Raw genomic sequence first — 12,588 nt, forward strand, 5'->3', positions numbered from 1 at the left:
TATGAATTCATTTGCCAGTCGCCTGAAGCTCCCTTATCGCGCGGGAGCGATCGGGCTTTCCATTGGAACGCTCCTGGTGATGGTTGTCGCCTCGGTAATATTATTGCCGGACTTCATGGATCCGGAGAATTTGTCTAATCTCCTGGCGCAATCGACGGTGCTCGTCATCTCGGCTCTCGGTCAGACGTTCGTCATTCTCACTGGCGGCCTCGACGTGTCGGTTGGGTCCGTCATCAGTCTAACGACGACGATCATGACGCTTGATCTTCCTGAGATAACCCGCGTGCTTATCTGCATCGCGGTGGCGATGGGGTTCGGAGTAGCGAACGGTTACGGTGTCGCGCGCCTCAATGTACATCCAATCATCATGACGCTGACAACAATGGGCATCGGCCAAGGTATCGCGTTGATCATTTTGCCAATCCCAGGTGGGCGCGTTCCGGAGTGGCTTTCCGGCTCGGTAGCCGGATCCATCGGCCCCGTACCTAACTCATTGTTTTGGTTGATCACGGCATCGCTCTTCGCATCCTGGATTCTCTATCGTCGTCCCTTCGGCCTCTACCTCTTCGCTTCCGGCGGCAATGACTTCAACGCACGGATGAACGGTGTTCCCGTCGAGCGCACCATCATCAAAGCGTATGTTCTTTCCGCTCTATTCGCATGCGCTGCGGGGATGTTTCTTGCAGGTCGCCTTGCATCGGGTGATCCTAAGGGCGGCGCTTCATTCGGGATTGAGTCTGTAACGGCTGCAGCATTGGGTGGGGTCCACCTCGCCGGGGGCATCGGAAGCATTGTGGGAACCGTCGTTGGCGCGGCGATCCTCGGGACAGTGAATAATGTGATGAATCTGGCCAACGTCTCTGCATTTCTTCAGTCGGTCGTCAAGGGTGTGTTGCTTCTCGTACTCGTCGTTTCGCAGCGACGCAAAACAATCGGACTTTGAAAGAGATGGACTTCTCGATGACCACATCAGACTCGAAAACTGAAGCACCATCTCGCTCATTGAGGGGTAAGAGCGCCATTTCGTGGATACTCGGGCTACCGCCCGCATACTATGTGCTCGCAATCCTGGTTGCGGTTGCTCCAGCAGTGAGCGCCACGCTCATAAATCCCAACTACTGGTTTGTAATCCTCAAGCAGTCAGCGCCGCTCGGGATCGCGGTGCTCGCCCAGTCGCTTGTCATGCGGGTGCGATCCATCGATCTCTCTGTCAGCGGTATTTTCGCGTTCGCGATTTATTTGGCCAGCTCGGGCCAGCTCAACAACTATCCACCGCTAATGACCGTCCTCATGCCTGTTGTGATTGGGCTAGCTGTGGGGGGTGTAAACGGAATACTCGTAGCATACGTGCGCGCTTCTGCCGTTATCTCCACACTAAGTGTTTCGGCCATTCTGATTGGGATCGTCCAATACATGAGCGCCGGCCGCGCGCCCGGTTCAACGCCAAGCTGGCTTCGAATACTTACGAGCGGCAATATCCACGGCCTTTCCTATTCCGTGGTCCTGTGGATCGTCATCGCCGCCCTGATTTCTATCGCATTTCGCTTTCTCATCGTCGGGCGTTACTTCAGGGCCGTCGGCGACAATCCAAGGGCGGCGGAAACTACAGGAATTCCGTTGGCACGTACGATTTTTGTCTCGCACACGCTCGCGGGCGCCCTGACAGGCATCGCGGCCCTGGTCCAGGTATCCGCGTTGGCGGTCGGCACCATCAAGCCAGGCTTCGACACCTTCATGAATGCGCTCGCCGCCACGATCCTCGGCGGTGTGACGTTCGGCGTCGACCGGGGCGGCGTCGCCGGGCCGTTCGTTGCCGTCGTTGCCTTCAGCTTCCTGTTCGCGATGCTGACCGTCTTCGGCATCCAGGAGCCGGGCAAGCTTATCGTCCAGGGCGTGATCATTGCATTTGCCGCAATCATCTACGGTGCGCGCGCGGGTCGCGTCTAGTCCGTCGGGCCGATCAAGTCATTCCCGTAGCAATTGCGGGAGAACGCAGGAGAATATAATGGTGAAAATCACTGCGGCTGTCGCCGTGAAGCCAAAGAGCCCGCTGGAATTCCGTGAACTCGAACTGGCTGACCCCGAAGGCAACGAGATCCTGGTTCGCACGGTTGCGAGCGGGATCTGCCACACGGACTTGCTGCTTCGCGACGGTATTTTTGGCCCGCCGGCACCGGTGATCCCGGGGCACGAAGGCGTCGGCGTCGTCGAGGCGGTCGGACCAGAAGTTCAGAGCCTCAAAGTGGGTGATCACGTCGCACTGAGCCAGAGCTCATGCGGATTCTGCGCCGACTGCCGCCGTTCTCACCCAATGAACTGCCAAAACTATACCCAGTACAATCTTACGGGGCTTCGTCCGAATGGTAAGAAGGCATTGCTCTGCGATGAAGTTGGCATTGGCAGCAATTTCGTGGGCCAGTCGTCCTTTGCGACGCATATCCTTGCGACTGAAAACAATGCAGCGCTTTTGCCGAAAACAGACCTCGACCTTACCGACGCTGCGCCACTCGGGTGCGGCATGGCAACGGGTGCAGGAACAGTGATAAACGCGATGAAGCCGGAAATAGGGTCGACGATAGCCGTTTTCGGCGCAGGTGCTGTCGGCATGGCCGCCGTGATGGCCGCCAAAGTTCGTCGGTGCAGCAAGATTATCATCATAGATCTGAATCAGCAGAGGCTAGACATGGCCATGGGGCTTGGTGCCACACATGCGATCAACGGCAAAGATCCCGACGTAGTCAACCAGATCCATGCGCTGACGGGCGGCGGTGCCGACTTCGCGATTGACGCAGTTGGCATCATTCCGGTTATTCTGAACTCGATCAAGTGCACCCGTGCCGGCGGGCACGTTGTCTTGCTCGGCCTCGACGCGCTCGGTAACGACATTCCCATCCCCCTCGATCTAATGGTGTTCAATCGCAAGATCCAGGGTGCGATCCTTGGTGATCAGATTCCACAGCTGTTCATTCCGCAGATGATGGATCTTAATCAGGCTGGGCTTTTCCCCTTCCAAAAATTGATCACCAAGTATCCCTTCGAGAAGATCAACGAAGCGATCGCGGACGCCGAAGCCGGGCGAGTGATCAAGCCGGTCGTCGTTTTCAATTAGGAGCCAGCGCAAATGACATCGAAGAAGTCAGAGGAACAGCACCTTGTCGTGGAATTCAAAACCACGTCCCAAAATCGAAATCGCGTAAAAGAACTCCTTCAGGAATTCATTGGACCCGCCCGCGAAGAGTCTGGTTGTCTCTACTACGACCTCTACCAGCGGTCGGACGATCCGAACACTTTCATCATCTTAGACGGCTGGCAGAATGAGGCGGCTGTCGTTGGCCATGGCGAACATCCTAATGTCAAGCGGGTGCTGGAGCCTCTTCTTCCACTGTTGGTGAGTCCACCGTCGATTAATGTAAATACCCGTATCAGCGACTGATCGGGCGCAATGGCCATTTCTACGAGGCGCGCGCCCCGAGCGCGCAGGTTTGAGGGAGACGAAATGGATACGCATCGAGTTGTCGTAGTCGGCGGTGGCTTTGCCGGACTCCAGTTAGCGAAGGACCTCAAGTGTCCCGACACTTCCATAACGATCGTCGACAGGCGCAACCATCACCTCTTTCAACCGCTCCTCTACCAAGTTGCCACGACTGTATTGGCAACCTCGGAGATAGCCTGGCCCATCAGAGCATTGTTCAGAGGACGAAAGGATGTATCGACGCTGCTGGGCGAGGTTGTTGGCGTTGATACCGAGGCACGCGTAGTATCGCTCAAGGATGGGAATGCTATTCCCTATGACACGCTCGTTCTCGCGACAGGTGCAAGGCACGCCTATTTTGGCCGGGACGAGTGGGAGCCGTTTGCGCCCGGGCTAAAGGCACTCGAAGACGCGACGACCATCCGGCGGCGGCTTCTTCTCGCGTTTGAGAAGGCCGAATTGGAGGCTGATCCCGAACGGCGGAAGGCAATGCTCACGTTCAGCATAATCGGAGCAGGCCCGACAGGCGTGGAGATGGCTGGGATTATAGCGCAACTGGCCCAACGAACCCTTGTTGAGGAGTTCCGTAGCATCGACACCAGATCGGCGCGCATCCTTCTCATCGAGGCAGGTCCACGTGTCCTACCCGTGTTCCCGGAGGCACTTTCGAGATATGCCGAGCAGTCGCTAATCAAGATGGGCGTCGAAGTGAGAACAGGCATTCCCGTGACGGCATGCAACGAGAACGGCATCGCGATCGGAGATGAGTTCGTTTCAAGCCGGACCGTCATCTGGGCTGCGGGGGTGCAAGCGTCGAACGCCGCCGCCTGGGTCGGTGCTGAAAAGGACAGGGCGGGTAGGGCGGTCGTGCAGCCAGATCTGACTGTTGGCGGTAAGCCCGAGATTTTTATTATTGGAGATACTGCCTCCGTGAAGGCCGCTGATGGAACACCCGTCCCCGGAGTGGCTCCCGCCGCCAAACAGCAAGGCAAATATGTCGCTTCGGTAATTGAAGCACGACGTCTGGGTATACCCACTCCAAGTGCGTTCAGATATAGGCATCTGGGAAACCTGGCTACCATCGGGCCGAATTCGGCTGTTATCGACTTTGGGAAGATCCGGCTCAAGGGCGGAATTGCATGGTGGATTTGGGGGCTTGCCCATATCTACTTCCTGATAGGTACGAGGAGCAGATTGGCAGTGGGACTAAGCTGGCTATGGATCTTTGTTTCCGGCCATCACTCCGCACGTTTGATCACGCAAAAAGAAACCTTAAAGGATGAGGTTTAGTCGCTAGCGCGAGCACGCCCGAGTCTGCTGGGCCGTGAATGGAGACCATCAAAGGCCAGACATTTGGGAATCGGTTGCGAAGCGATGGTTGGCAGCAGGTAACAATTCTGTCGGAGTTCCATATATAACAATGATTGATCTTCGCACTATCAACTTAGGCGACTTCGACTGCGTCGAATTCACGGCGAGGACTGGCCGCGACAAGTCAATTGCCCTGTCCGCCTGTCGTTAGCGATAGGCGGGCCTCATGCTTGAATACCGTTTCGGGAAGGAAGTGATGATGTGGAGAGTTGAGAGTGTCCCCCTCTAAGATTGACCATTTCTCGCTCAAAGGTACCTGCAGCGAGGAACTCGCGGCAGCGCTTTCGAGGCTTTCCCCGCAATCTGAAGCGCATGTACATGGCGATAAGACGATCGCCTACGATGTACATGCGATTACCAATGGTCCGATTGCAGTTATTGCCGCGCACTACGAGGGCGACCTAACCGTCCAGCACCGGGGACCGGCGGAGGCAAACATCATCATGCTTCCACTACATGGGCGATCGGTCGTTACCGTTGACGGCAGACAAATCCCGTCAGAGGGAACGCGGGGCGTTTTCGTGAACAGTATGTCGGCGAGTACGACCCAATTCATTGGGCCCAGGAAACATTTGGGGCTTAGGATCGCCCATGATGAGCTGACGCGCCGTTTGGGATGTCGGCTCAATACGCCAATAAGAGGCAGCCTCGATTTTTCGCCAGAAATCGACCTATCGGTCGGGTTCGGCTCCCTTTTGGTTCAACTGGTACCAGTGCTGTATGCTGGATTACGAGACGGAACCCTCCTTCAATCACCGATAGCACTTCATCACCTCACTGAAACGACGATGGAGCTTTTGATCGAAGCTGCGCAGCATCGCTACTCATCTGAGTTATGCCGCGTTGCTGAATCACCCTTACCCAAGGCCGTTAAGCGGGCGGTCGACTATATGCGTGCCAATATTACTCGGCCGCTATCTCTTGAGGAAATCGCAACGGCTTGTGGCGTAAGCCGACGCACTCTTCAAAGCGGTTTTCGCAACTTTCGGAATACGACCCCTCTGGCATTCCTGCAGCACCTACGGTTGGAATTAGTGCATCAGGAACTGATGACAGGCGAACCTGGCCTCTCGGTCACGCAGGTCGCTCTGAAATGGGGCTTCGTGCATAGAGGCAGATTTTCTGCGGACTATCGCAAGCGCTATGGGGTACTTCCCTCGGAAACATTGCGTATATCATAAGCAGATTGCGCCGACCGAGCTACGATCAGCCGGCACGCTCGACCGTCCTCAAGGCTTGCAGCAACAGCACTCTCCAGAAAAGCCGACTGCCTCGGCCCAAGATCTGTCTTGCAGATGATCCCCTGAACGCGACGATGTTCCGATCTGCGCAACGCAGTTCAAGACCACTACAGGGGTTAATCTTATAGTAATTATGCCGAGGTCATCTCACACATAGCGGTCAATGTCGCAATGTTCTGGACCGCGTCGCTAATGGAAGCCGGTGTAATTTATAGTCGTCTATGAGGAACATATGTCGAGACTGCCGCTATCTCTACTTTTAATGATTTTGGCAATTATCCCGTTGACGGCGTTCGTAATCATCGGAGTATCAACATCACTGGGATATTACCGAGAATACTCTACCTTCCGCAGCGCACAAACAACGCAGCGACTTGGGCGGGAAGGCGGATTCCTCGCCCAAGCTATAGCGGCGGAAGCGTTTGCAGGCGCCGACGTGCGTCGGGCAAAGCAAGCTGCATCGGACAGGGCTTTTACAGCGGTCTTTTCCGCTTACGACTCTTGGAAAAAGGCATTCGACGATCCGGCCATAGAACGGGCGGTACAGATCATTCGTGAAAGGCGGGACAATATCGATAGCTTCCGCCGGCGCGTCGATGACGGAACGGCTAGCGAGGCGGAGGGAGCTGTTGCTTTGCGCCCAGCTGCCCTTGCGGGCTTGGAGCTCGTCCGTCGCACTGGGGCGACTGTCAATGATTTGGATTTAGCACGCCAAATTACCGGTTTTCACGCGCTCATGCAGATCACGGAAGCTAGTTTGCTGGAGATCAGGCCCGGCCGAGCCTACGTCAAAAATTCAGCCATGTCCGTCGATCTATTTTCGTCCCTCTTACAGTCAAAAAATCTAAAGCAGCTTTATGTGCCTGCGATGCAGGAATTTCTCCCCGCCGATCTCGTCAAATCTTATGACGACTTCGAGGCCAGCGCCGCAGGCAAGTTCATCGCGGGCGTTCGCGATCAGATGTATGCAAACCAGCCGGGCGTTTCCTTCCCCCCCGAGACGTTGGATCGATGGAATGAAATCACCCAACAGCGGGCTGCTTTGTTGACCGCACTCATTATGCGCACCGGCGACGAGTTGGACGAGATGGCATTTCAGCGTTACGCCGATCTTCGCAATGCCTTTATCGGCTACTCCGGCGCCACGCTTCTGATCATGTCTACGGTACTCATTTTGTGCATTTCGGTCGTTCGGAGAATTTCAAGCTCCATTCGGACTCTGACAAGCCGAATGAAGGCACTCGCAGAAGGCGATACGTCGGCGCCGGTGCCCTTGACGATCCGACGCGACGAGATCGGGGACATGGCGCGTTGCCTTGAGTTTTTCCGCGGCGCGGCCATACAGAAAAGTAACCTGGAGACATCCGCGGAAGCTGAGCGCATTCGTTCTGACCAAGAGAAGCTGGATATTCAGGTAAGGGCGGAAAAAGAAGCAGAAGAGCGCCTCATCCGAGCGACGACGGCATTGGCAACCGGGTTGAAGCGGATGGCGGATGGAGACTTGATTTATGAAATTGAGGAGCCGTTAGCGCCACAGTTTGAAAGTTTGCGCAGGGATTTCAACGCTTCCATTCGTCAGCTCCGGGACGTGCTTGTTACCGTCGGCCATTCAGTCGAAACGGTCACGAATGGCAGCTCGGGCGTCTCGGCCGCATCTGAAAATCTTTCAAGACGCACGGAGCAGCAGGCGGCTTCGCTCGAGGAAACTGCAGCGGCGTTGGAGGAGATAACCGTCAACGTTGCATCGACCACGAAGAGGACGGCTGAGGCGCGCGGAGCCGTCCAACAGATGCGAGATCATGCGGAAATGTCCGGTCGGGTTGTACGCGATGCTATCGGCGCCATGAATCGCATTGAAAACTCCTCCAAGCAGATTTCCCAGATCATCAGCGTCATCGACGCGATCGCCTTCCAAACGAACCTCCTGGCGCTGAACGCCGGCGTCGAAGCAGCGCGTGCTGGCGACGCGGGAAAAGGCTTTGCGGTTGTTGCCCAGGAGGTCAGGGAGCTTGCACAGCGCTCAGCGACAGCGGCAAAAGAAATCAAGGATCTCATCGGCAATTCAGCTCTTGCCGTCGACGAAGGCGTAAGGCTCGTGAGTGAAACCGGATCGGGCCTGAGAACGATTGAAGAGCTTGTGCAGGATGTAAATCTTCATATGGACGCAATCGCAACGGCCTCCCAGGAACAATCGTCGGGCCTGCGCGAGATCAACGGCGCGGTTAACCATATGGACCATGCCACTCAAGAAAATGCGAGCATGGTCGCGGAGATGAATACTGCAGGATCGCACCTCGCTCAAGAGAGCCAAAGCCTAGCCGCACTGTTGAAACATTTCCACTTCAAAGACGAGAGCGGGAAGCCACAGAAGGTCACGGGCGAACTTGGGAAGAGCTTCCCGCCCGGTCAGACAATGGTTGACCGCGGAGACTATCCGATGCGCCGTGGTAACCTGGTGCTCGCGCCTTCGAATGATGATTGGCAAGCGTTCTAAATGATATGGGCGGCGTCGCCGACCACATGCAAATACACGTCTCTGATGATTCTGAATGAGAGCGATATCCCGGTGGGGTAGCGGCATGGTACTCCGCCAAATGACTTGTGCGGTCCTAACAAAATGCTGGCTTGACGCATGATTGCTCAGCCACGTGACAAAGCAGGACAGGCACATGAAACACGTACGTCAATCGGAACGCACATCCCGCCCCGAACAGCCTGTGGAAGTGCAGATGGCGACTGATGCTCAAATCGACCAGGGGCGTGGAGCCTTCCGCAACGCGGTCAATGCCAGCCCTCCGCTTGCCACGGGCACGGCCCCGCCATTTTCGGAAGCCTCCGTTGTCCGGCCATCGCACGGTCACGACGCAGATGTCGCAAGTCTGAAGCAACCGTTTGAGAAGGCTTTCCGGGCGAATCCCCGGCATCCTGCGACAAACGTCGACTTGCCATTCAACGCCGAAGAGATGTCCAGTGCCGTCGTACTCGACGCGATCCCGTTACCCGTCTTCTTCAAAAACAGAGATGGGATACACCTTGGTTGCAACAGGGCCTTCGAAAGCTTCTCCGGCCGCTCAAAGGGAGATATTATCGGAAAAACCGTTTTCGATTTGGTGCCCGCACCCATAGCCGAGACGTATGCCGCGTTGGACGAGGCGCTTTTTGCAAATGGCGGTGTTCAGCAATATGAAGCAAAGGCCACCACCGAGAATGGTGGTGTCGTTGATCTTTTACTCAGCAAGACCGCAATCACTGATATCGCTGGTAACAGGATCGGCTTGGTTGGCGCGATGTTGGACATCACAGAGCGAAAACGTGCGGAGCATGATCTCAAAGAGGCTCTTGAATTCGCAGAGGGAATTATTGCCGCCATTCCTGACGTTCTGTTCGAGGTAAATGCCGACGGTCGCTACCTGCAGGTCTGGGCAAGGAATCAGGAGATCCTGGCGCAGCGAAAAGAAGTGCTGCTCGGCAAGCTTGTCCGCGATGTGCTCCCTCCAGATCAGGCCGACATCGCTATGCTGGCTCTTGAAGAAGCCGATGAAACCGGCGCCTCCTACGGTCGTTGTGTCCGTATAGCCCTACCAAACGGCGAATCCCGTTGGTTTGAACTGTCGGTCGCAAGGCGACCAAGCAGCAATCACTCAACCGTCACTTTTCTGGTGTTATCTCGCGATATTACCGAACGAAAGCACGCCGAGGGCACGACCATTGAAGCTCGGGCTCGCCTCCTAAGTGTCCTGCAGACCATTCCGGATATGGTATGGCTGAAAGACGTAACAGGCAAATATCTGTTGTGCAATCATGCCTTCGAAGAATTGGTCGGCAAGGCAGAAGCGGAAATCGTCGGGAAAACGGATTATGACCTGTTTACTCCCGAACTCGCCCAGTTTTTTCGTGACAAGGATGAGGAGGCCATGCAAGCCGGCCGTATTCTCATCAATGAGGAACGGTTTACCGCTCACGAGGACGGTCGATCAACGCTTTTGGAGACTCGTAAGGTTCCGGTATTCACGGGGGGAAAGCTGATGGGGATCCTCGGCGTCGCCCGCGATATCACCGAACTGGACACGTCCCGTAAGAAAATCCATCAGATGGCATTCTACGATTCTCTGACCGGCCTGCCTAACCGGACACTTTTCAATGAACGGCTACGCGAGATGATCGGGGACGCGGCTTCGGCGGGCCAGCGAGCCGGGGTGATGCTGATCGACATGGACCATTTCAAAGCGATCAATGACACTATGGGACATCCCGTCGGTGACGAGTTGCTGCGGCAGGTGGCGACACGCATGAAAAAAGGCGTCCGTGCCAGCGACACCGTGGCGAGACTCGGTGGAGATGAATTTGCAGTCTTGCTGCCCAATGTTCAGGACAATGACGATTTGGCTCAAATTGCCAGCAGAATGCTTGCCGCATTCGGCGAACGCTTCATGCTTTCCGACAGGGAGATCTTTGTATCCTGCAGCATCGGGATATCGGTATTTCCAAATGACGGCGACGCTCCCGACGATTTGGTGAAATATGCGGATTCTGCGATGTATTTGGCGAAGCGCTCGGGGCGTAGCAACTTCCGCTTCTACTCAAAGGATCTCACGATTGGGGCTGAAAAGCGCCTAGCGCTAGAATCAGACCTACGCCTAGCTTTGAAACATGAGCAACTTGAACTCCATTATCAGCCAAAGGTCCTATTGGACAACGGAAAGGTGATCGGTTCAGAAGCACTGCTACGATGGCATCATCCGAAGATGGGAATGATCCCTCCGGGAGAATTCATAGGTGTCGCCGAGGAAACGGGATTGATCATCGATCTTGGACGATGGGTGCTGCATGAGGCGTGTTGCACGGCTGCCGTCATGAATGCAGATGGACTGCCCCCGCACAAGATTGCGATAAATTTGTCTCCTAAGCAGTTTCAATGCCCGCGTTTGTCGCAAACGGTGGCGGACGTATTGCAGGAAACCGGTTGTCGTGCGGAGTGGATCGAGGTTGAAATAACTGAGAGTCTCCTGCTCCATAACTGCGAGGGCGTTTCGACGACACTCTCTCAATTGCATGCGAGCGGAATTTCCATAGCGATCGATGATTTCGGCACCGGCTACTCATCTCTGAGCTATTTGGCTAACTTTCCCATTGATACCCTCAAAATTGACCGGTCATTCATCAATCGATCCGACAAGCGAAGTAGAGAACTGGTCAAGGCAATTCTCTCAATTGCGCGCTGCCTAGGGCAAAATGTAGTCGCTGAGGGCGTGGAGACGGTCGATCAAGAAAAATTCTTGGCTGAAAGCGGCTGCGCTGTGGCACAGGGGTTCTACTATAGCAAGCCCATCCCGAAGTCCGAACTTCTCGCTGCAAACGCAGTGCCCGAGTTCTCTCGCGCTGATTCCCATCTTACGCCGATGCCCGCAGAGGAAGGGGTGGCACTCATGCGCTTGCCTCCCGCATCTGTTGGGACCCGAACCGCGTGAAGCCTACGGCTAACAGCGCGCAGGATCCACGCCACCTGCGGCGCTGTTTATACCGCACTCATCCAACGGAAGCCCAAACTACTCTGGGCGATTGGATAAAACGCGGACCAATAGGAATTACTTAAAACTTCAGGTGCTTTGATGTTCCGAAATATGCAGGCCCTGTACCGAATTGCGCGACGAAACATACGTTGACGTGTTTTCGCTTTCGATTGCCATTGCAAAGACTTGCCCAGTACAATCTACTATTCTGAGTCAATATCGTCAAAAGCATAACCGTGCAAAAGCTCATCCCATTTCCCCATCCGAATAGAAATTCTGCGGATTTGAAAAGTTCAACTGCGAATTCGAATGGCTCCGGACATTTCGACATCATCCAATCGCTGAAATCGGAACTTCACGATTTGGCTAGTGCCGTAAATCAGTTGGAGGCGCTATGTGAGTCATACCGATCCCAAGCTGATACGTGCTCGCAACCTGACTGAACGACTGAGCGTCCGCGCTTGTCATCGTATTCCCTATGACCCTCTCTGGGCGTGGCGGCCAGTGGTTCGTTGAATCTTGCCAAACGTTCCCGGATCCCACCACTTCCCGAACACGGGAGCTTCAATTCGATCAACTCGAAACTTTCGGCCATTTGAACGGGTGGCGGAAAAAAAACGCCAGTGATTGCGCCGTGATTTCGTAATGGTTCTGCCTATTTGCTGAAGGCGGTCGGCCGATTGGAATGCTCCATCAGACCTCAACTTACCGGCAGCAAGGACTGCAGGTTCGATAGCTTCTTTTCGTGGATGAGGATATACGGATCCTCGAACTCTACCCGCATCTTGTCCTGGTTGGCGACGAAGTAGGGGCTGAGGTACGGGTCGAATTGCATGCGCGCGAAGACTACGAGTTTGGTCTCGGCGGTCTTGGCTTCCTCGACGAAATGGCACTCTCGTTGCTAACCTTCTCCATTGCGTCGACGAGGAACGGCCGCGCAAGGTCGATGCCACGCTTCGGGTCCATCGATTCATCCCGGACGCTCCCGCCTTGC

General features: G+C 55.3%; 8 protein-coding genes and 1 pseudogene. 8 read left to right on the forward strand and 1 reads right to left on the reverse strand.

The annotated features are described in order from the left end of the window. The first annotated feature begins 1 nt into the window (after position 1). From BBJ66_RS17010 to BBJ66_RS17045, 8 genes are all read left to right on the forward strand, one after another. Entirely contained in the window at positions 2–943 is a 942-nt protein-coding gene (locus tag BBJ66_RS17010; RefSeq protein ID WP_004671512.1) for an ABC transporter permease, read from the forward strand. Positions 944–948: 5 nt separating this feature from the next. Next, positions 949–1,947, forward strand: a complete 999-nt coding sequence (locus tag BBJ66_RS17015; protein ID WP_026188838.1) for an ABC transporter permease — start codon at positions 949–951, stop codon at positions 1,945–1,947. 58 nt (positions 1,948–2,005) lie between these two features. Beyond that, positions 2,006–3,109, forward strand: a complete 1,104-nt coding sequence (locus tag BBJ66_RS17020) for an NAD(P)-dependent alcohol dehydrogenase (protein WP_004671507.1) — start codon at positions 2,006–2,008, stop codon at positions 3,107–3,109. Between the two features lie 12 nt (positions 3,110–3,121). After that, on the forward strand, positions 3,122–3,433 hold the full coding sequence (locus BBJ66_RS17025; protein WP_004671505.1) for a putative quinol monooxygenase: 312 nt from the start codon (positions 3,122–3,124) through the stop codon (positions 3,431–3,433). Between the two features lie 63 nt (positions 3,434–3,496). Beyond that, positions 3,497–4,762, forward strand: coding sequence for an NAD(P)/FAD-dependent oxidoreductase (locus BBJ66_RS17030; RefSeq protein WP_012489478.1), 1,266 nt, complete (start codon positions 3,497–3,499; stop codon positions 4,760–4,762). Between the two features lie 296 nt (positions 4,763–5,058). Continuing rightward, the gene (locus BBJ66_RS17035) at positions 5,059–6,024 is read left to right on the forward strand and encodes a helix-turn-helix transcriptional regulator (RefSeq protein WP_008534397.1); all 966 of its coding nucleotides are present in this window, start codon (positions 5,059–5,061) and stop codon (positions 6,022–6,024) included. Positions 6,025–6,316: 292 nt separating this feature from the next. Continuing rightward, on the forward strand, positions 6,317–8,578 hold the full coding sequence (locus BBJ66_RS17040; protein WP_008534399.1) for a methyl-accepting chemotaxis protein: 2,262 nt from the start codon (positions 6,317–6,319) through the stop codon (positions 8,576–8,578). Positions 8,579–8,753: 175 nt separating this feature from the next. Continuing rightward, on the forward strand, positions 8,754–11,552 hold the full coding sequence (locus BBJ66_RS17045; RefSeq protein WP_012489479.1) for a sensor domain-containing protein: 2,799 nt from the start codon (positions 8,754–8,756) through the stop codon (positions 11,550–11,552). Between the two features lie 748 nt (positions 11,553–12,300). On the opposite strand, the pseudogene groEL reads toward BBJ66_RS17045, so the two are convergent. Next, positions 12,301–12,524, reverse strand: a pseudogene (gene groEL, locus BBJ66_RS35310) (chaperonin GroEL); the annotation flags it as partial. Between the last annotated feature and the right edge of the window lie 64 nt (positions 12,525–12,588).

The organism is Rhizobium sp. RSm-3 (genome assembly GCF_001854685.1).
In the GTDB taxonomy this organism is placed as follows: Bacteria; Pseudomonadota; Alphaproteobacteria; order Rhizobiales; family Rhizobiaceae; genus Rhizobium; species Rhizobium ecuadorense.

Coding starts and splice junctions, on each gene's coding strand:
- BBJ66_RS17040 (WP_008534399.1), top strand. CDS start 6,317: ATGTCGAGACTGCCGCTATCTCTACTTTTAATGATTTTGGCAATTATC.
- BBJ66_RS17025 (WP_004671505.1), top strand. CDS start 3,122: ATGACATCGAAGAAGTCAGAGGAACAGCACCTTGTCGTGGAATTCAAA.
- BBJ66_RS17045 (WP_012489479.1), top strand. CDS start 8,754: ATGAAACACGTACGTCAATCGGAACGCACATCCCGCCCCGAACAGCCT.
- BBJ66_RS17015 (WP_026188838.1), top strand. CDS start 949: ATGGACTTCTCGATGACCACATCAGACTCGAAAACTGAAGCACCATCT.
- BBJ66_RS17010 (WP_004671512.1), top strand. CDS start 2: ATGAATTCATTTGCCAGTCGCCTGAAGCTCCCTTATCGCGCGGGAGCG.
- BBJ66_RS17020 (WP_004671507.1), top strand. CDS start 2,006: ATGGTGAAAATCACTGCGGCTGTCGCCGTGAAGCCAAAGAGCCCGCTG.
- BBJ66_RS17030 (WP_012489478.1), top strand. CDS start 3,497: ATGGATACGCATCGAGTTGTCGTAGTCGGCGGTGGCTTTGCCGGACTC.